Consider the following 20358-nt stretch of genomic DNA (forward strand, 5'->3'; position numbering starts at 1 on the left):
TGAGGCAACTGCCCAGAGACAAATCCAAAAGGAGTGAAAAGCCACATGACTATAGACGTGCGGACAGACAGGCCCTACCGGGTCACCATAGAGCCGGGAGTCCTGGGCCGGATTGGGGAAATTGCCGCCCGGCACAAAAAGCCCGGTACAAAGGCCATGATCGTCAGCGAAACAAACGTGTTCCCCCTGTACGGGGAGCGGGCGAAGGCCTCCCTGGAGCAGGCGGGCTTTCAGGTGTCTGCTTTCGTGTTCCCCGCCGGGGAGGAGCACAAGCAGATAAGCACCATCTGTGACATGTACAAGGCCCTGTCCGAGGCAGGCTTCACCCGCACAGACTTCATCGTTACCCTGGGCGGCGGCGTCACAGGGGATATGGGCGGCTTTGCCGCCGCCACCTTCCTGCGGGGCATAGACTTTTTCCAGGCGCCCACCTCCCTTTTGTCCATGGTGGATGCAAGCGTGGGGGGCAAAACCGGGGTAGACCTGCCCTTCGGCAAAAACCTGGTGGGGGCCTTCCACCAGCCCATGGCTGTGGCGGCAGATACAGAAGCCCTGCGCACCCTGCCGGACTATTTTTTCCGGGACGGCATGGGAGAGCTTATCAAGCACGGCTGCATTGCGGATAAACAGCTTTTTGCGGATTTGCAGGCAGGCGCGGCCCTTCACAGCCTAGAGGAGGTTATCGGCCGTTCCGTTGCCATCAAGCGGGATTTTGTGGAGGCCGACACCCGGGACACAGGCCGGCGCATGATTTTAAATTTCGGCCACACCTTCGGCCACGCCCTGGAAAAGCTCCACAGCTTTAAAGGCCTGGCCCATGGGGAAGCAGTGGGTGTCGGCATGGTGATGGCCTGCCGGGCCGGGGAAAGCCTGGGCGTCACACAGCCGGGCACAGCGGAACAGGTGCGGGCAGTCCTTGCCCAGTATGGCCTGCCCACTGAGGATGCCTTCACAGCGGAGCAGGTGGTGGAGGCCACAGCCCTGGACAAAAAAAGCGACGGGGACACCCTGCGGCTCATCCTGCTTACGGAAATAGGGGAAAGCGTCATCTATCCCATCACCCGCAAGGCGCTTTTGGAGGCGCTGGTATGAAAGGGGGAAAAGCCATGTACCAGGTTGTATACGGCCCCGGGTTTTCCGGGGGCAGCGTGGTGATGCCCCCCAGCAAGAGCGCTGCCCACAGGGCGCTGCTCTGTGCCGGGCTTTCCGGAGGACGGTGCCTGCTTTCCAATATGGCGGTCAGCGAGGATATCGCCGCCACCATGGAGGCCTTAAAGGCCCTGGGCTGCGCCGTAGGGCACAACCCTTCCGCAAAAACCATGTTGGTGGAAAAAACATCCCCCTGCCCTAAGGAAGGGGAAATCCATTGCCGGGAGTCCGGCGGCCTTTTGCGGTTTATCATCCCCATCGCCGCCGCCCTGGGGGGCCGCTGGCGCTTTACAGGCAGCGGAAGGCTTCCCCAGCGGCCCTTGGGGGTATATGGGGATTTGCTCCCCGCCCACGGGGTGTCTTTTGTCACAGAGGGTGGCCTGCCTCTGGAAATAGAGGGGCAGCTTGCCCCCGGCCTTTTTGAGCTGCCCGGGGATATCAGCTCCCAGTTTGTCACAGGCCTGCTCTTTGCCCTGCCCCTGCTTCCCGGGGACAGCGAAATCCGCCTCACCTCCCCCCTGGAGTCTGTAGGCTATGTAGACATGACCCTGGCAGTGCTCCAGGACTTCGGGGTGAAAACCGAGAAAACAGCCCAGGGCTGGCGCGTCCCCGGCAGGCAGCAATACCTCCCCCGGGACTACCATGTGGAGGGGGACTGGTCCCAGGCCGCCTTCTTCCTCAATATGGCGGCCCTGTCCCCCCAGGGCGCCCAGGTGCGCATAGGGGGCCTTTCCCCCCATTCCCTCCAGGGGGATATGGCCTGCGTGGAAGTGTTTGGATCCTTTGGCCTGCACACCCATTGGGAGGAGGGCTGGCTCATTGCCCAGAACCTCCACCCGGAAAAGCCCTTCGGGGGCCTTACAGGCCAAACGGTAGACATGGCCCAGATTACAGACATGGCCCCGGCCCTGTCCGTCTGCGCCGCCTTAAGCGGCGGGGAAACCCGGCTGGTAAACGCGGGCCGCCTGCGCCTGAAGGAAAGCGACCGCCTTGCCGCCATGGAGGAGGCTGTCAGCGCCCTGGGGGGCCGCGCCAAGGCAGAGGAGGACGCGCTTATCATCCAGGGGGTCCAGCGCCTTGCAGGTGGCATAGCCCAGGGCCATAACGACCACCGGGTGCTGATGGCCCTGGCCGGGGCGGGCCTTCGCAGCAGCGCCCCTGTGCAGGTGACAGACGCCTGGGCCGTCCGGAAAACCTACCCGGACTTTTACGAAGATTTCAGAAAATTGGGAGGGAGCGCCCATGTCGTCCAGTTGGGGTGAAAGAATCAGAATCAGCATTTTCGGCGGCAGCCATACCCAGGCCATTGGGGTGAATATGGACGGCCTGCCCGCCGGGGAGGAGATCAGCCTGGAGGGGCTGCTGGCCCAGATGGCCCGCCGGGCGCCGGGGCAGGATCCCACCGCCACCACCCGCAAGGAGCCGGATGCCCCGGAAATCCTCTGCGGCCTCTTAAACGGCGTAACCACAGGGGCGCCCCTGTGCGCCGTCATCCAAAACACCAGCCAGCGGTCTAAAGACTACGAAAACCTCCGCCTGCGCCCCCGTCCCGGCCACGCGGATTTCACCGCCTCTGTGCGCTATAAGGGCTTTCACGATATCCGGGGCGGCGGGCATTTTTCCGGCAGGCTCACAGCGCCCCTGGTGCTGGCAGGGGCTGTGGCCCGGCAGATTCTGGCCCGGCGGGGCATTCTGGCAGGCTCCCATGTGCAGATGATAGCCGGGGTTACGGACACGCCCTTTGACCCGGTGGAGGTGCCGGGAAAGCTTTTAAAGCGCTTAAATGGGGATTATTTCCCGGTCATTGATGCCGCCGCCAAAGAAGCCATGCGGGCAAAAATTGAGGAAGCCCGTTTAAGCCAGGACAGCGTGGGGGGCGTGGTGGAGTGCGCCGTCACAGGCCTGCCTGCCGGGGCGGGGAACCCCATGTTCGGCGGGGCGGAAAACCTGTTTTCCTCCATTCTGTTCGGCATCCCGGCCGTAAAAGGGGTGGAGTTTGGGGCGGGCTTCTCCGCCGCGTCCCTGCGGGGCAGCGAAAATAACGATCCCTTTTATTATGACAGCTACGGCAGGGTGAGAACCAGCCAAAACAATGCCGGCGGGATTTTAGGCGGCATCACCACAGGTATGCCCCTCATCTTCCGGGCGGCCTTCAAGCCCACCCCCTCTATCGCCCAGGAGCAGGACACCGTAAACCTGCAAACCCACGAAAACGAAAAGCTGGCGGTCACCGGGCGGCACGATCCCTGCATTGTGCCCCGGGCCGCCCCTGTGGTGGAAGCGGCGGCCTGCCTTGCCTCCCTGGAGCTTTTAGCCCAAAGCGGCCTGCTGTAGCCAGCGCTCCCGCCGGGGCCGAAGCAGCATAGCTGCTTCGCGCCCTTCGGGACGTGGGCCTTTCTTCCCGGGAAGAAAGGCCCCGCCCCGGCGGGAAGTGATGCGCCCCGGCGGAAAGATCCTGCGCCCCGGCGGGAAACTCTTAAAAACACAAAGAAAGGAGCGGTGCAGGTCACAGGCCTATACCGCGTAACGATACATATGGAAAAAGACGGATATCAGGAAAAGCTTTTAGAAATCCGGGGGGAAATAGACGCCATAGACGAAAAACTCCTCCCCCTGTTTTTGCAGCGGATGAACTGCTCCGAGCGGGTGGCGGAAATTAAGCGGGGGGCAGGCATCCCCGTATATGCCCCTAAGCGGGAGCAGGAAATTTTAGACCGGGTGGCGGAAAGGGCCGGGGCATACGGGCCTAGCGCCAAGGCACTGTACAGCGCCATGATGGCAGTCAGCCGCGCCAGGCAGCACCAGCTTCTGGAAGGCGGGGAGGAACTGCGCAAGCTGGAGAAAACAGCCCGCCGCACCCTGCCCGCTCCCAGCCGGGTGGTGTGCCAGGGGGTGGAAGGGGCCTATTCCCACAAGGCGGCAAACATGCTGTATCCCCAGGCGCCCATCGCCTTTGTGCCGGACTTCCGGCAGGTGTTCGCGGCGGTGGAGGAAGAGCCGGAGTCCCTGGGGGTGCTGCCGGTGGAGAACTCTGCCGCGGGCAGCGTCACCGCTGTCTACGACCTGATTTTGCAGTACCGCTTTTATATTGTAGGCGCTGTGGATGTGAAGGTGGAGCACTGCCTGGCCGCCGCCGGGGAAGGCCCTGTCCGCCGGGTGGTGTCACACCCCCAGGGGCTTTCCCAGTGCGGGGAGTATATCAAGGCTCACGGCCTGGAGACGGTGGAATATTCCAACACAGCCGCAGCGGCCCAGTTTGTGGCCCGGGAGTGCCCTGCCGGCACTGCCGCCATCTGCTCGGAGGAAGCGGCGGAGAAATACGGCCTGAAAATCCTGGAGCGGGGCATCCAGAACGAGAAAAACAATACCACCCGCTTTGTGGTCATCTCCAAGGAACCCCTGCTTCCCGAGGATGCCACGAAAATCAGCCTGTGCTTTTCCCTGCCCCACACCACAGGATCTTTGTACAATGTGCTGGAGCGCTTTGCGGTGTGCGGCCTGAACCTGACGAAGATAGAGTCCCGGCCCATTCCCGGCTCTGCCTTTGAGTATGATTTTTATCTGGACTTCACCGGCTGCCTCCACCACCCCCAGACCCTCGCCCTCATCTGCGCCCTGCACGACGAGCTGCCCCGGTTTTCCTTCCTGGGAAACTATGACGAGCGGCAGGCAGCAGGAGAGGCATGACAGGAATATTTCAGTGGTAACAAAACGGTTAGAAAACGGCAGAAATTCCCGCTTTTTCGCCGAATTTTACCTGTATTCACAGTTTGTTCATAAAAATTTGCACATACACACTATGAAAAGGGATGGTTTATTTGAGCATTGTGCTGCAAAAAGTGGAAAGCCAGGAGCAGATTGATACCCTGTGCCGGATAGCGGACAGGGTGTGGCGCCTGACCTATGACGCCCTGCTGCCCCAGGGCCAGGTGGATTACATGCTGGACAAGTTCCAGTCTGACCATGCGGTGAAGGAGCAGATGGCGCACCAAAATTACCAGTATTACCTGATGTGCTGCAATGGCGAAAGCGCCGGGTTTGTCGGCTTTGCCCCCCGGTATGAAGGGCGGGAGGAGATGTTTTTAAGCAAGGTATACCTGCTGCCGGAATACCGGGGCCAGGGGGCTGTGGGCAAGGCCCTGGCCTTTGTGGAGGAGCAGGCCCGGAAGGAAGGGCTGCCCGCTATCCGCCTTACAGTAAACAAAGAGAATACCCATGCCTTTGAGGTATACCGCCACTACGGCTTCCAGGTGGTGGACAAGGTGGAAACAGACATTGGCGGCGGCTATGTGATGGACGATTTCATCATGGTAAAGACGCTGTAGCAGGCGCTTGGGGAAAAGCTGGCGCTTGCTGGGCGAACCAGCGGGAAGAAAGGGGAGGAGGGCGGTTCCTGCCGGGAAATAAACGGCAAAAGGCCGGGAAATAGCTTTTAAGATTACACATTTGACATTTTTTGGGGCGGCGCTTCGGTATAATGGCGGGTAGACCCGGCCGGGCGGCGCGCCAAAAAAATTTGGCGGGGCTGTATAGAACTGGCAGAATCTGCCAATACCCAGGTCGGGCAAACTTTTCCAAAAGGAGGTTCGATCGTTTGAAGAAGCTATTTCCTTCCCTTTTGCTGGCGGCCTTGATCCTCTGGCCCCTGGGAGGCGGCCTGCACGCCTCTGCCGCGGGGCTTACCGACCACATTACGGTGAAAAGCTATGACCCCAATGTGGACTACCTGGCGGCTATAAACCGGGCCTTAAAGGACGGCGGGACATATGCCATGCAGGTGGGGGCCATCTATGAACAGCAGCGGAACCTGAAGATTTCCAGCCTGAAGCTGCCCCAGAAGCAGACCAGCTATTTCTCCACCTACACCACAGCGGCGGAAATCCTGGCGGCTATTGAGGCGGACAGCAAGCCTAAGTATACGGAAGAGGACTTGGATCTGCTGGCCCGGATTATCAATGCCGAGGCAGGCTGCACCTGGATTCCCGACTGGGTGCAGAGGTGCGTAGGCAGTGTGGTGCTTAACCGGGTGAAAAGCCCCCTTTTCCCCAACACCATCCGGGGGGTTATCTATCAGCCAGGGCAGTATCCTCCTGCTTATAACGGCATGATAAACCGCAAGCCTGACGCCCGCACCATTGCAAACGCCAAATACCTGCTGGAGAACGGCAGCATAACCCCGGCAAACGTGACAGGCCAAAACGGCGTCATTACCGGCGGCGGGGTGTATAAAAGCTATTACGACAGCATTTTAGGCACCACCATCTATTTCTGTTATACGTGATTTCCCGGCGCCCCATGCCCCTGTGGCAGGGGCGCTTTTTGCCTGGAGCGGCTTTGCCTCCGGCGCAAGGCCGTGGGACGCTGTCCCACACCCTGCAAACCTTTTTGAAAAAAGGTTTGATCTAAAAACCAAGTTTTTGTGAATTGAAAAATTTTGATTGTGCATTTCACCGGAGGACGTAAAGCAATAAAGTACAAAAAAATTTAATAAAATTAGGGCCAGCCTTTCCCGCAGGGAGCGGTTCCCTTTTTAAGGGGTTGGGGGCAAAGCCCCAAGGCTTTAGGCCGGAGGCATAAAAAGCGCGATTTCGGCGCTCCAAGAAGGGCAGGGCGACAGCATTTAAGTTCCCAACAAAATGGAGAGGAAGGTATCAGGATTAAGGGAAGCGCGGAAGCGGCGTTTCTGTAGGCTTGATTTACGGAGATTAGGGTTCTGACAATTTTTACAGAGAGACAGAGCAACCTTGCGAAGGACATTCAGGTTGAGCGGTGACATATCTTTCCTTGCTCTGGAGCTATCCTCGTCAAAAATAACATCCAGACACCAATGCAGCTGGTTTTCAATAGACCAATGGCATCGTACCGCATGGGCAAAACGTGGCAGTTCGGTTAGCGAGGAGATGAAATACCGAGTATCAGTAGAAGTTTCCCTATTCCTTGTAACAGTTGTGCGAACCTCTCCCACTGACTTTAGGCCACTCCAGTCTTTCTGTTCCGGCAGCCAGGACAGGTCTGTTAATAAACGGTATTCCCGTTTTTCTATTCGGCCATGGTCTTTTTCATCTGTGCTGAACAGAGGGATTTCTTCCCGAAAGCTGTCAAAATACAGAACAACATTCTCCAGTAGTCCAGGCTGGTTCCTTTTCAGGGCAATCACATAGTCAGCTTTTTTACTGGTAATTGTTCTTACGATCTCCTTCTGGCAACTCATGGCATCCGCTGTCACGATATTGTTTTTTATCTCCAACAGCTCCAGAAGTTCCGGTACAGCAGTGATTTCATTGGACTTTTCTTCGGTAACGATCTCTCCCAAAGTGACCTGATTTTCCGCCACGAAAGCACTTACTACATGATATGCCTTGTGATTATGGTTTCCGCTTCCACAAATCGTTTTACCATCTACTGCAATTACACTGCCTTCTTTTCGGTTGTTGGCCAGCCAGTCATACAGACTTTCGGCCAGCATTTTAGGGTTCAATCGCTCGAAAATTCGCCGGAATGTGTCACTGTCTGGTATCCCATTTGGCAGTTCCAGGAAGTTCCTTAGCCATTCCTCCCGTTCCCTTCCGAAATCCTCCATATCCGAAAAATCACTGCCGTTGCATACCAGAGTACACAATCCGATTATTAAAATGTCCTCCAATTTGTGCAGTACATGGCCTCGGTCCGTTCTTCTCGGGTCCTCTACCTTTTCCAGTGCTGTTTTTAATCTTTCTATTTCCATTCCTCTATTTTACCATGTTCCGACAAAAAGTTAAATGCTGTCGCCCTGCCAAGAAGGGCATTTTCCATTGACAAAGGCGGCCCAAATGCAGTATAATATAGACCATTGTGATGTACCGCAGGCCCCGCTTTTTTCCTCCCCCGCCTGGGGGAGGAAAAAATATACGGAAAACCCGGTGCAGTTTCTATGCTGGAAAGCAGGCCAGTGTGAAAAATATGAAGAAAGGAACGGTGCCGGGCGCAGAAAGCGGGTTTCCCTTTTTGCGGGCGTTCTGCACCGTGTGGCGGTTGACATGGCAGAGAAGCAGTTTTTTGTGACAGAGGAGGGCCTGGCGGCCCTGGAAAAAGAGCTGGAATATTTAAAGACTGTGCGGCGCAGGGAAGTGGCTGAAAAAATAAAGGTGGCCCTTTCCTTTGGCGACCTTTCGGAAAACAGCGAATATGACGAGGCTAAAAATGACCAGGCCATTATGGAAGCCCGCATTGCCGACGTGGAGGTTATGCTGAAAAACGCGGTGGTCATTGACGAAAGCGAGCTGAGCAACGAGACAGTGCATATCGGCTCTAAAATAGAGGTGGCTGTGGTGACAGCCACCGGCAAGAAGGCCACCAAGGAGTATAAAATTGTAGGCTCTAACGAGGCCGATCCCAGGGGCGGCAAGATTTCCGATGAATCCGCTGTGGGCAAGGCTTTGCTGGGGGCGGCAGTGGGCCAGACGGTGGAGGTGGAAACGCCGGCAGGCTTCTCCACCTATACGGTGGTAACGATTTCTTGAGCAGAAAACAGGAAAGGAAGTGCAGGGAGTGGCAGAACAGAACACCCAGGCGCCGCAGGCAGAGGGCGGCCAGGACTTAAAGGAAATTTTGCAGATACGCAGGAACAAGCTTTTCGCCATGCAGGAGCAGGGCCGGGATCCTTATCAGAACGTCACCTTTGACGCGGGGCAGAAGGCCCGGGAGATTGCGGAGAACTTTGAGGAGCTGGAAGGGAAAAAGGTGTCTGTGGCCGGGCGGATTATGAGCCGCCGGGGCATGGGCAAGGCTTCCTTTATGGACTTGCGGGACGTGTCCGGGCAGGTGCAGATTTACGCGAAAATTGACGTGATGGGGGAGGAGCCTTACAAAACCTTTATGGCCTCCCTAGATATCGGAGACATTGTAGGCGTGGAGGGAGAGGCTTTCCGCACCAAGCGCGGGGAGATTTCTGTGAAGGCGGACAGCATTACCATCCTTTCCAAGGCGCTGCTGCCTTTGCCGGAGAAGTATCACGGCCTGCGGGATACAGACGCCAGATACCGCCAGCGGTATTTGGATCTCATTATGAACCCTGAGGTGCGGGATGTATTTACCAAGCGCTCGAAAATTATAAGCGCTGTGCGGGAGTATCTGGATGGCAAAGCCTTTTTGGAGGTGGAAACCCCTGTGCTCCACACCCAGGCAGGCGGGGCCGCTGCAAGGCCCTTTATCACCCACCACAATACCTTAGACTTGGACATGTATCTGCGCATTGCCCTGGAGCTGCATCTGAAGCGGCTGATTGTAGGGGGCTTTGAGAGGGTGTATGAAATTGGGCGGAACTTCCGCAACGAAGGCATGGACACCCGGCACAATCCGGAGTTCACCATGCTGGAGCTGTATCAGGCATACACCGACTTTAACGGCATGATGGACATTACGGAGGATCTCATCCGCACTGTGGCCCACAAAGTGCTGGGCACCGGCAAGGTGGAGCGGGACGGGGTGGAAATTGACCTGGACAAGCCCTTTACCCGCATCAGCATGGTGGAGGCGGTGAAGCAGTATGCTGGGGTGGACTTTGCCCAGGTGGAAACCCTGGAGCAGGCAAGGGAGCTTGCAAAAGAGCACCACATTGCCTTTGAGCAGCGGCACCGCAAGGGGGACATTCTGAACCTGTTCTTTGAGGAATACTGTGAGGAAAAGCTGGTGCAGCCCACCTTCCTGACTGGCCATCCGGTAGATATTTCGCCTTTGGCCAAGAAGGATCCGGAGAACCCGGAATATACCCAGCGGTTCGAACTGTTCATCTGCGGCGGCGAATACGCCAACGCTTTCAGCGAGCTTAACGATCCCATTGACCAGCGGGAGCGCTTTGAGGCCCAGGCCGCCCAGAAGGCTGCCGGGGATGACGAGGCCTGCGACGTGGACGAGGATTTCCTGACGGCGCTGGAATATGGTATGCCGCCCACAGGGGGCATGGGCATGGGCATCGACCGCCTGGTGATGCTGTTGACCGGCGCGCAGTCTATCAGGGACGTGCTGCTGTTCCCGACCATGAAGCCGTTGGATTAAATAAGTCTTTATAAGTCTGTATGCGTGAACAGGTAAGAGCAGGCGTGAGGTCATACGCCAATAGTTTACGCCGATTCACGCCGGACTTACGCCAAAATGTGTTCGGAACTTATGCGATTTCCCGCAAGTTCACGCCACTTCATAGGAATTCTTATTTACCCCACTGAGTGCGAACTCAGTGGTTTTTTTTCTTTTGCGCCTGTCCTACTTCAAAACAAGTGGGGCAGGCGCTTTTTTGTTGCAAAAAAAAGCACTAAAAAGGATTTCAAAAATTTTTTTGAGAAGGGGGTTAAGATTCGACCCTCTTTTTGTGCTGTTGAGGGGTGTGAGGCAAAAACGCCCCACGAGTTCCTTGAAAACTGAATACACATTCATCAGGTCGTTCCTGAGCGGAGGGGAAACCCTCAGCCGTATGAAAGTGCGCCATGATCCTCCTGCCCGAAAGGGTAATGACGGAAAGCAAGGAGGGAGAGCGATGCCGAACTATTCTGAAATATCCGATTGCTACGGATAAGGCGATGAAACGCATCAGGGTTAATGATACTTCCCTACGGGGCTGGCGGAGAACCCGGCAGAGGTGAGATTCCTATGGACTTGGTTAGCAGCCGAGCGCCTGATGACTTCCCATTGTGCTTGGGGTGTCGTGGACAAATAAAGCACATTACATAGCCGCAGCGGGCGGCTATGTATCTAAGAGAAAGGAGGTAAGCCGAATGAGCGACTGCAAAACCATCGCCATCTGCAACCAGAAGGGCGGCGTGGGAAAGACCACTACGGCGGTCAACTTGGGCATCGGGCTTGCCATGAACGGCAAGAAGGTATTGCTCGTTGACGCAGACCCGCAGGGCGATCTTACCACCTGCCTTGCCATCTTGATAACACCCTCCTGTTCTTTGATGTGCCACCAAGATACACCTTATCACTGCTGAAAGGCAAAGATGCGATTGTGGAAATCGCACCCTTGCACTTTCATATAGAATATGCCTTCTCCAAATACTCATACTCTTCTCGGGCGAAGATTTTGTTCAGTATGCGAATTTTCCCTTGTACGCCGAATAAGCCCATAGCCTGTTCAACGAGATGTCTTGGAAGAAGCATGGCCGAACTCAGGGCATTACTCTGCCATTCTTCCCAATCTGATATAGGTTTTCTCCGCATTGTATTCGCCTTGCAAAAATGGATTGGTTCTTCATGGGACTTCACCCCGTAATCTGATGGGTAGAGCATTTTCAGGACTTGGTGGCTTGCTTCGTGGGTTATTGTGAAGTTCCTCCGCCCTGTTTGCTCTACATCGTCTCTCAAATCGCTTTCAATCAGAATCGTCTTTCCATCCAAAAAGTAGACCTCTCCAGTTTCCTCATTCCCCGGCAGTTCAACACCTATACTTTCAAAAGATGTCAGTCCAAGGATTGTCCCATCTATCGAGAGATGCTGATAATCAATTTGCAGACCCAGCAGGCTCTTGACAAGGATTTCAGGATAAATCCGATATACCGGCTGTCCCTTAACCTCTGGCAGCTTCATGTACACTCGAATCACCCATTCACCGATTGCTTCAAGGTCATTCCGAGATAAACGCTTCAATGTCGTCCTCCTTAGTTAAACTTTGCCTCTACAAACCAGCGTCCATTCTGCTCGTCGAAAAGATGGGTCTCGCTATGTCCTATCCTGATGGTATATCTAACGCCACGACCTCCGACCATAGAGGCTGCACGACATACCTGAAGAACTCTGTCTATCTCATACTCAGCCTCATCAGCCATCTTTATAGTCTTCGGACAGCACGAACCATCCGGTTTATGTTCGGCATTTACAGTCACATAGACCTTTCTTCTACCCATCTCAACACCTCATTTCGCAGAAAACATAAAAAAGGCTTGACGAAAACCTATTCGTGATGTAAGATATATTCACGAATCTGATTTCGTGTTTTGAGCAGATTACATCACGAAGCCGATTTCGTGTCAATAGTTTTTTTACGAAGCCAGTTTCGTATCCTTGGATAGACACATACATAGTTGAAGGAGAATCATTATGACATTCAATGAGCGGCTCAAAGAAATCAGAGAAAAAAAGGGATTAACACAGGAGCAGCTTGCCAAGCTCTCGGGGCTTTCTACCCGTATGATTCAAAACTATGAAAAGAATAGCCGTCCGCAGTTTGACAACGCTAAAAAGCTGGCAACTGCACTGGAAGTCTCGGTTTATGATATTCTTGGCGAGAGCGGAACACTTATAGCTGAAGCAGGAGAAAGGTATGGTGCAAGGGGCGCAAAACAGGCTGAACAACTCATGGCAGAGGTTACCGGCCTGTTTGCCGGCGGAGAAATGGCTGAGGAGGATATGGATGTGATGATGAAAGCCATCACAGACGCATACTGGATTGCCAAGGAGAAGAACAAGAAGTATGCTCCTAAGCGTTATAAGGAGCAGGACACAACTCAGGGCTAAGTCCCGTTTATGGTACACAGACCAGTTTATACTTTACACAGTGTGGAAAGAGGTGAGGGTCAATGTATGCCTCCACTTCCGAGATCGTTCGCAAGGCCAACCATATTGTACGACAATGTGGGACTCGTGACCCCCACAAGATAGCAGACGAACTCGGTATTGAGGTTCTCTATTGTCCTTTTAAGGCTCAGCGTGGTGCCTACAAGGTCATCATGCGAAACCGTTTTATGTTCGTGAAAGAGGATTTGCACCCTATTATGGAGAACATTGTGCTTCTCCATGAGCTGGGGCATGACACTCTGCACCGAGAGGAAGCCACCCAAGTTGGCGGCTTTGAGGAGTTTAATATCTTTGATATTCGGGACAGTAGAATGGAATATGAAGCTAATATCTTTGCCACGCAGATTGCACTCCCAGACGACGACTTTTTGGACTTGGCAGAGCAAGGCTACGATGTGCAGCAGATAGCCGCTGCCTTACACTCCGATGTGAACCTTGTCGCTCTAAAGGCAGACACTCTTATCTCACAGGGGTACAGGCTCAGACCGCAGGAACATCGGAACGACTTTTTACGGTTCGATAAATAAAACATGGGAGGACAACGAAGCGTATGCAGAAGCAGTATATAGCTATCGACTTAAAATCGTTTTACGCTTCGGTGGAGTGCGCCGAAAGAGGTCTCGATCCCCTTGACGCCAACCTTGTTGTTGCGGACGAAAGCAGAACAGACAAAACCATCTGCCTTGCCGTCTCTCCCGCCCTGAAAGCGCATGGCATATCCGGTCGAGCAAGGCTCTTTGAAGCCAAGCAGCGTATCAAGGAAGTAAACAGGGAAAGGCAAAGAAAAGCCCCCGAACACCGGTTCAGGGGCAAATCAATCTATGGCTCGGAGCTGGCAAAAGACCCGACGCTGGAACTTGACCTTGTTATTGCGCCGCCACGAGTGGCTTATTACATGGACTACAGCAAAAGCATAGTTGAAATCTATATGCGCTATGTCTCCTTCGATGATATCTTGGTCTACTCTATATGCGTTTGTGGAGCCGATACTGGCATGGCCTAAAATCGTGGATACCGTATTGTACGATTCCCCTTGACGGATCAGTTCGCTCGCTAAACTGTGACGTAAAATGTGAAGTCCTTTCGTAGAATTCCCCGTCAATTTTACGCCTGAGTTCTCCAGCACAGCTCTCATAACTGAATAAAATGATACCGTCTGGCGGAATGGCGGACGGTGCTTTACGAAAACATATTTGCTGTCAGTTTGGGGACGGCCATTTTTCAGATAGTCTATTATGGCTTCTCCCACCACTGGAAGCAGCGGCAGCGCAAGAAATCGGTTGGTTTTCTTTTGAAAGAATGAAACCGTGCTTCTATCCCAGTTAATATTCTCAAATTGCAAATTACTGATATCGCTGTCTCTCATCCCAAGGCAAGCAGCCATCACGATAATTGCGTAGTTGCGTTTTCCAATGGGATTTCCCCGGTCAATAGAGTTCAACAGTGTGTTTACTTGTTCGGCAGATAGCATATGAGGAATCCGTTCGCCTGTGCTGCAGCACATTTTGGGGACTGAGGCCGTATGATCCTGCTGAACAATCCCTTTCTCATAAAGAAACCGCAGAAAAAATCTCAGCCCTCTTAAATGCACCTCTACTGTGGCTTTTGCGTATTCTGCCAAACCTGCTGCATATTCAGAAATAGTCTTAGCTGAAATATCTTCCCATGCAGTCCGCTTGTTTACTATCACGATTCGCATAAAACGGTCTGCGGCCGCAATCCTGCTCCGCTGTGTCGCGTGAGTTTTGTATATTTCCTCACAGTGCTGAATGTAATGATTGCGGACATCTTTGACTGGCTCGTACCACTCGTTTCTGTTTCGTTTCAGTACACATGGCACTTCACCAGATTCCTGGAATGATGTCAGCATCCGAACTGCCCGGATATAGTCGCGCTCATCTGGCGTAAGTTTCCGTTGTAAGCATTCCGGGTATCCGATTCGTTCATGCAGATATTCCAGCCCATATATGGGGAGAAAAGGCGAGTTGCTCCTGTTTCCAAGAAATTGTTCCAAATCTCTCCAAATGCTGTTTACCATGTAGATTGTCCGATCCCCGTAACCCAGAGATCTAAGATTTTCTCTGGTTGCTGTGGACAACTCATTTAGATTGACATTGCTGAAAGGGCCGTTTTCTCCGTGGGCCTCTTTAATAATCGGCAGCGCGTATGCCCAATACTGCCTCCTCAGAGCATAACGTGGGCCATTCTCATCCTCCAGGGCCTCGCTTTCATCCCGGAGATAGAACACAAGGTCTGAAGGGTCGGCGTCATATAACTTGAATACACGGTTCAGGACAGAAAGCTTGCTTTGTGTGCTTGTATTTGTCAACACATAAATCCCATCGCCGATCTCCACCGATTTAAGCAGTTCATGGGGGCCTATGGAAAAGTGGTAGCCGATGTTTTCATCGGAGGATACTGCCAGCCGTGTTATGACGGACTTGTCCTCTGCATACAAGATCTGAAACACCTTCTGGAACATCTCCACCCAACTGGTCACCGGCTGTTCGGCGTTCTTGTAGCGGAACCGGATAATCGTCCGGCCGCTCAAATTCTCGTCATCATCCAAAGTATAGGTGTCCATTTGCTTTTCCTGCGGCTTGAAAGTGGTAACAGGCGCCGCCCAGATCTCAATGGCCCGCCCGCGCAGATACTGACTGCGGTCCTCTAACTCTGTCAGGGTCCATTTCTCTTTTTTGCTGATATATGTATTCATCCGAAGGCCGCTGTCATCAAAACCATTCTTCATGCTCTTCTTTTCAAGGAAGGAGCTGTTGCTGTAGGCAGAGTTATAGGCGGTCAGCGTCAAGTTGGCGATTCTATGCAGCCACTGCTCGTGTATCTGTTCATAGTCCTCGCCAAGCTCCCTGATCCACGCGGGTGTGAGATGTTGGGGCATGATGTGTTCGATGGAATACGTTCCATCGTCGCAGTGGGCATAAATGTCCTTGTCTTCCAGCGTGCCATAGTTTTCCAGGCGCTCCAGAATGTAAACCTTGTTTTTGTTGGTCATCTGGTAGACCTGGCGCTCCGTAAAGCTTGCGCCGAATTCTTCGTCATCCGGGAAACGCGCCCTTTCCTTTTTTGAGAGAAGCGCGTATTTGAATTTATCCACATAATCCTTTTCCGTGCCGTCATAGCGGGTGATCTCCCGGTGCAGCATAAGGAAAATCTTGTTCAGGGCGTTGGTGGGCAAATCGCAGATGTTCCGGCGGAACAGGTAATTTTCGGCAATCAGAAAAATCTCCGTGACTTCTGAAATACTCAGAGTACCCTCATCGTGCAGACGCAGGACTTCCAAGAAAAACGGCCGGGTGACCGTTGTTTCCAAACGATTCAGACGGATGATGCAAGCATTCAAAGCCTTGCTTGCGGTGCCGCCTTTCAGCAAGACCTGATACCGCTGGGCATACCCGAGGAGCTCTCTGAGTAAAGGTTCTGTTTCCATTTTACCCAGCTCCACATACTCTTTGAAATTCACATAGACGCGCTTCTGTGAGGGAATGGACTGCTGCTTTAAGCTGAGATAGTCTCGAATGAAAGAGCTGGCATCATAGCCTGTGCACTCCTCAATGCGGTTCCAATACTTTTCATAATAGACTTCCTGTTCCTTTGAAGGTAGACCCATCAGGACAAAGTTGCGAATCTTGTCGCCCTCGCTTAAATCAAGGCCAGTAGAGTTGAGGCTTTCAAAAATGAGCTGGGGGTTATCCTCGTTGTTCAGCCGGATATCAATGACCTCCAGCCTGCAAATTGCGTCAAAAAGCTCATCGATGGTAATCTCCTGTTTCTGGATGCGGTCATAGAAATAGCTGTAGTTTGCTGTCAGGTTGGAATCCTTTATGTGCTCCTTTTTGTCCTCAAACAGCTTTCCCAGCGCGCGCTGGTCATTCTTGACAGGCTTGAGCTTGATGCGCGTCTCCTCCGGCTGGAACTTGTCCACAAGGTACCCCTCATAGATTTCTTGGGTCAAAGAGGGTGTGGCCGGAATGATCACGCCTTCCTTTGTTAAGTTGTATATGGCAAGGAGCAGGAGGGACACGGTAGTAAGCCGCTGCTGTCCATCGATCACAAGAAACTCGGTATAGCGGCCATCCGGGTTAAAGACCGACACGATGCTTCCAAAGAAGTGGCTTTTTCTCCCATTCCGGATTATTTTCAGCAGATCGTCAAAAAGCTGTTTGCAGTTTTCCGTTTTCCAGTTATAGTTCCGCTGGTAGACCGGGATGACAAAGCGCTTTTTAGCCCCTTCCATATATTCTATCAGCCTGGACTCTGAACCTCTCACAATGACTCCTCCTTCTACGTTTTTGTCGTGCAAAAGACAAACTCGTTCCCCATCTCCGGCCTTTATGGAAAAGAGCCGCAAAGTTTCCCTTGCAGCTCTCTTGCGCGGTACGAACCGCCTTGGCGGAGACGGTGGGATTCGAACCCACGGTACCGTGAGGTACAACTGATTTCGAGTCAGTCCCGTTATGACCACTTCGATACGTCTCCAAATATATTAACCTGAATATCACAGGTCAACAGCTATTTGATTATTCTTAGAATTTCTATTAGAACTCGGTCAAATCTCTGTCCACCCAACTCCAAAATTCCCAGTGCTTTCAAGGCTTTCCGGCCTCTCCCGTTCCACTCACCCCACAGAATTTCGAGTGCGGACCCTTCAACCACTTGGGTACATCTCCGTATATAAAATTGTGTCGTTTATTATCTTAGAATTCTCGTTAGAACTCGGCTAAATCTCTGTCCTCCCAACTCCAAAATTCCCAGTGCTTTCAAGGCTTTCCGGCCTCTCCCGTTCCACTCACCCCACAGAATTTCGAGTCAGGCTCGTTATGACCACTTCGATACGTCTCCCTATAGGCAGTTAACCTTGTTTAAGACCTTCACATAAAATCTATAGCCTACATTCAAACTGGCCTCAACAATCTTTCTTATTTTAGCTTTTTATTTTTAAAAAGTCAAGTATTTTTGGTGGAAGGTTGACAGGGGAGGGGAAAAAGTTGTAGAATAGACACAAGACATGGGGCTTTCTGTGAAAAAGGTGCCATGTTAAGCGCCGGGAGGCTCACTGCTGCCGGTCTATTCTGCTTGTAGAAAGCGAGTTGGATAAGTGTATATGATAAAAAGATTCAGCAGACGAGGCGGGGCCCTGCTGCTCTGCTTTGCGTTAATTTGCGGGATGCTGGCAGGCTGTTCCGATGTGCGGAACATGGTTTCCGGCGTGGCCGTTGCTGGTGAATTCCCGGTAGAGGTGGCTGGCGTAACCATATCTGCCCGGCCCCAGAAAGTGGTGGTGCTTTCTCCCAGTCTGGCTGATGTGGTGCTGGCTTTAGGCTATGAAACCCAGTTGACTGCCGGCGCCCAGGAGTGTACCCAGGAAAGCCTGCGGGATTTAAACAAGCTTTCCCGGGACGATGCCCAGGCTATCATAGACGCCGGCCCGGATCTGGTGCTGCTGGACGCGGAGAGCGGCGCCTCCGCTTCCGCTCTGGAGGAGGCAGGCATTACGGTGCTTTCCATTGCCCCCGCTACAGACCGCGAGGATTTCGAGCGCCTTTACTCCGAGGTGTCCTCCGCCTTGGCTGGCGGCGGCGCGGGCCATGACGAGGGAATCCGGGTGGCACAAGATATTTTTCTCACGCTGGACGCTATTAACCGCATTGTGCCCAGCGACAGGGTCACCACCGCCTGTTACCTGTATGACCTGGACAGCAGCGCTGTAACAGGAGACATGTTTGGCAGCACCATCATGACGTATTCCGGCGTGACCAATGTTTTCAAAAGCCTGCAGGGGGGCATGTACGATTTTGACACCCTGCGCATCTCCAATCCCAACGCCATTTTCTGCCCGCCAGGCTTGAAGGAGCAGATTCTAGGGGACAGCCGTTTTCAGGATTCCCAGGCAGTGAAGGATAACAAGGTTTTTGAAATGGATCCCAGCCTGATGGCCTGGCAGGGCCGCACTGTTATTGAAACTGCTTACGAGATAAGCTCCTTGGTGTTTCCAGAACTGCTGGAGGAAAATTCCATGCAGGTGACGGATCCTACAGAGGAAATAGATTCTGCTGTAGGCTCGGCTTTAGCCAGCGAGGCCGAGGCAGAAGATAATACCAAGTATGAAACCCTGGCCCAGGGGGATCAGGGGGAGGAAGTGCAGAAGCTGCAGGCCCGTTTAGAAGAGCTTGGATATCTGGACAGGGAATATGACGGGCATTTCGGGGAATATACGGCCCGGTGCGTCTCTGAATTCCAGAAAGCCAACGGCCTGGAGGAAACCGGCGTTGCCGATGCCGACACCCAGCGGAGGCTTTTCTCCCGCACCGCAAAGGGGAAGGGGGAGGAGGCAGACAGCGCTGTATCTTCAGAGCCGCCTGTGGAAACCTCCCAGGCCCCGGAAGAAAGTTAGGCCCGCTGCTTTACTGTATGAAAATATCCCCGCCGGGTGAGGCGGGGATATTTATATCCTGTCTCATTTTGCGCAGCGCTCATTTAAAATACTGGTAAAACTGGCACTTGATCATGCCGTTGTATAATTTCCGCCGCTTGTCTGCTTTCCGCCCGAAAAGATCTTCAAAGTCCTCCTCCGGGGTGATAATGCCATAACTCCAGCCCCGCTGTTGGGTGAACACCCGACCCATGGTTTTGCACAGATCCCGGGCCGCGGAAACGTCCAGCAGCCGCTCTCCATAAGGCGGATTGCACACCACACAGCCGTACGGATCGGCGCAGGCAAAGTCCTTTATATCCCGTATCTGGGCCTTGATATGTTTTCCCACCCCTGCCCGCTGGGCGTTTTCCAGGGTGAGGGACACTGCTTCCGGGTCGATATCAAATCCTTCCGCCAAAAAGCCTTCCCTGGGCAGGGCCATTTCCCTTGCAAGGCTCCGCTCCTCTTTCCAGATGGCCTTGTCTGCCCCTGTCCAGGTTTCCGCGATAAACCGCCTGCCAAGCCCGGGGGCCATACGGCGGGCTGCCATAGCGGCCTCTATCAGCAGGGTGCCGGATCCGCAGAAGGGATCGAGAAAATGGCCGTCGGGCCGCAGCCGGACAAGCTTTACCAAAGCCGCCGCCAGGGTTTCTTTTATAGGGGCCTGGGTGGAAGCCGGGCGGTATCCCCGCTTGTGGAGGCCTGCCCCAGAGGTATCCACCATAAGGCTTACTTTGTCCTTTAAAATGCGGAACCGCACCCGGTACAGAGGCCCTGTCTCCTCAAACCAGGAGATATGGTAGGCGTCAGTCAGGCGCCGGACAATGGCTTTTTTGATGATGGACTGGCAGTCGGGCACGCTGTGGAGCTGGCTGTTCAAGCTGGCTCCGGTTACAGGGAACTCCCCGTCTGCAGGCAGAAGCTTCTCCCAGGGAAGCACCTGCACGCCTTGGAAAAGCTCCTCAAAACTGCGGGCTTCAAATTCTCCCAGCAGCACCAGAACTCGTTCCGCACAGCGCAGGCGCAGGTTTGCCCTAGCAAGAATATTCCAGCCGCCGGAGAAAAGCACCCGCCCGTTTTCCGCCTGCACGTCCTCGCAGCCCATTTCCCGCAGCTCCTGGGCAACCAAGCCCTCCAGCCCCAACAAGCAGGGGGCACAAAGCCTCATTTTTTCCATGCAATTCCCCTTTCACCAAAATGCTGTATAATATAGGTGCGTTCCCCCGCTTATC

Annotated in this window: 15 protein-coding genes, 1 tRNA gene and 3 pseudogenes; 13 read left to right on the top strand and 6 right to left on the bottom strand. The window is 53.7% G+C overall.

The window, feature by feature from the left end; all coding sequences use genetic code 11:
• The first annotated feature begins 45 nt into the window (after positions 1-45).
• The 6 genes from aroB (at position 46) to VSQ30_RS06375 (ending at position 6430) form a co-directional block, all read left to right on the top strand.
• Entirely contained in the window at positions 46-1092 is a 1047-nt protein-coding gene (gene aroB / locus VSQ30_RS06350; RefSeq protein WP_334462860.1) for a 3-dehydroquinate synthase, read from the top strand.
• Positions 1089-2411, top strand: a complete 1323-nt coding sequence (aroA, locus tag VSQ30_RS06355) for a 3-phosphoshikimate 1-carboxyvinyltransferase (RefSeq protein WP_334462861.1) — start codon at positions 1089-1091, stop codon at positions 2409-2411. The genes aroB and aroA overlap by 4 nt, the downstream gene beginning before the upstream one ends.
• Positions 2392-3483 (top strand): chorismate synthase, encoded by a 1092-nt coding sequence (aroC, locus tag VSQ30_RS06360; RefSeq protein ID WP_334462863.1) that lies wholly within the window; start codon positions 2392-2394, stop codon positions 3481-3483. Before aroA ends, aroC begins: the two co-directional genes overlap by 20 nt.
• 165 nt (positions 3484-3648) lie before the next feature.
• Complete coding sequence (locus VSQ30_RS06365) at positions 3649-4836, top strand: bifunctional chorismate mutase/prephenate dehydratase (protein ID WP_334462865.1); 1188 nt, start codon at positions 3649-3651, stop codon at positions 4834-4836.
• A gap of 140 nt (positions 4837-4976) precedes the next feature.
• Positions 4977-5474, top strand: coding sequence for a GNAT family N-acetyltransferase (locus tag VSQ30_RS06370; protein WP_334464807.1), 498 nt, complete (start codon positions 4977-4979; stop codon positions 5472-5474).
• 269 nt (positions 5475-5743) lie between these two features.
• On the top strand, positions 5744-6430 hold the full coding sequence (locus tag VSQ30_RS06375; RefSeq protein ID WP_334462867.1) for a cell wall hydrolase: 687 nt from the start codon (positions 5744-5746) through the stop codon (positions 6428-6430).
• A gap of 339 nt (positions 6431-6769) precedes the next feature.
• On the opposite strand, the gene VSQ30_RS06380 is transcribed toward VSQ30_RS06375, so the two are convergent.
• Positions 6770-7873, bottom strand: a complete 1104-nt coding sequence (locus tag VSQ30_RS06380) for an ISAs1 family transposase (protein ID WP_334462467.1) — start codon at positions 7871-7873, stop codon at positions 6770-6772.
• A gap of 292 nt (positions 7874-8165) precedes the next feature.
• Between VSQ30_RS06380 and greA the strand changes: the two genes are divergently transcribed.
• From greA to VSQ30_RS06395, 3 genes and pseudogenes are all read left to right on the top strand, one after another.
• Positions 8166-8648: a transcription elongation factor GreA gene (gene greA / locus VSQ30_RS06385; RefSeq protein WP_160641624.1), complete on the top strand. Its 483-nt coding sequence runs from the start codon at positions 8166-8168 to the stop codon at positions 8646-8648.
• 28 nt (positions 8649-8676) lie between these two features.
• Positions 8677-10182 carry a lysine--tRNA ligase gene (gene lysS / locus VSQ30_RS06390; protein ID WP_160641620.1) on the top strand — a complete coding sequence of 502 codons (1506 nt, stop codon included), beginning with the start codon at positions 8677-8679 and terminating at the stop codon, positions 10180-10182.
• A 713-nt stretch (positions 10183-10895) separates the two neighbouring features.
• Positions 10896-11048: pseudogene (locus VSQ30_RS06395) on the top strand (ParA family protein); the annotation flags it as partial.
• 103 nt (positions 11049-11151) lie between these two features.
• Here the strand turns inward: VSQ30_RS06395 and VSQ30_RS06400 are convergent.
• Both VSQ30_RS06400 and VSQ30_RS06405 read right to left on the bottom strand, forming a co-directional pair.
• Positions 11152-11766 (bottom strand): ImmA/IrrE family metallo-endopeptidase, encoded by a 615-nt coding sequence (locus VSQ30_RS06400; RefSeq protein WP_334462869.1) that lies wholly within the window; start codon positions 11764-11766, stop codon positions 11152-11154.
• 11 nt (positions 11767-11777) lie between these two features.
• Complete coding sequence (locus VSQ30_RS06405; RefSeq protein ID WP_334462871.1) at positions 11778-12023, bottom strand: hypothetical protein; 246 nt, start codon at positions 12021-12023, stop codon at positions 11778-11780.
• Positions 12024-12216: 193 nt separating this feature from the next.
• On the opposite strand from VSQ30_RS06405, the gene VSQ30_RS06410 reads away from it, so the two are divergent.
• From VSQ30_RS06410 to VSQ30_RS06420, 3 genes and pseudogenes are all read left to right on the top strand, one after another.
• Complete coding sequence (locus tag VSQ30_RS06410; protein WP_334462872.1) at positions 12217-12633, top strand: helix-turn-helix domain-containing protein; 417 nt, start codon at positions 12217-12219, stop codon at positions 12631-12633.
• A gap of 62 nt (positions 12634-12695) precedes the next feature.
• A complete protein-coding gene (locus VSQ30_RS06415) occupies positions 12696-13220 on the top strand; it encodes an ImmA/IrrE family metallo-endopeptidase (protein WP_334462874.1) in 525 nt (174 codons plus the stop codon).
• Between the two features lie 23 nt (positions 13221-13243).
• A pseudogene (locus VSQ30_RS06420) lies at positions 13244-13663 on the top strand (Y-family DNA polymerase); the annotation flags it as partial.
• A gap of 51 nt (positions 13664-13714) precedes the next feature.
• On the opposite strand, the pseudogene VSQ30_RS06425 reads toward VSQ30_RS06420, so the two are convergent.
• Both VSQ30_RS06425 and VSQ30_RS06430 read right to left on the bottom strand, forming a co-directional pair.
• Positions 13715-16948: pseudogene (locus VSQ30_RS06425) on the bottom strand (GmrSD restriction endonuclease domain-containing protein); the annotation flags it as partial.
• A gap of 153 nt (positions 16949-17101) precedes the next feature.
• A tRNA-Ser gene (locus tag VSQ30_RS06430) sits at positions 17102-17190 on the bottom strand.
• Between the two features lie 625 nt (positions 17191-17815).
• Here VSQ30_RS06430 and VSQ30_RS06435 point away from each other — a divergent pair.
• Positions 17816-19105 carry a peptidoglycan-binding protein gene (locus tag VSQ30_RS06435; RefSeq protein WP_334462877.1) on the top strand — a complete coding sequence of 430 codons (1290 nt, stop codon included), beginning with the start codon at positions 17816-17818 and terminating at the stop codon, positions 19103-19105.
• Positions 19106-19184: 79 nt separating this feature from the next.
• Here VSQ30_RS06435 and VSQ30_RS06440 read toward each other — a convergent pair whose 3' ends face one another.
• Positions 19185-20303 carry a THUMP domain-containing class I SAM-dependent RNA methyltransferase gene (locus VSQ30_RS06440; RefSeq protein ID WP_334462878.1) on the bottom strand — a complete coding sequence of 373 codons (1119 nt, stop codon included), beginning with the start codon at positions 20301-20303 and terminating at the stop codon, positions 19185-19187.
• Positions 20304-20358: the final 55 nt, after the last annotated feature.

Source organism: Acutalibacter sp. JLR.KK004, assembly GCF_036941085.1.
Lineage (GTDB): Bacteria > Bacillota > Clostridia > Oscillospirales > Acutalibacteraceae > Acutalibacter.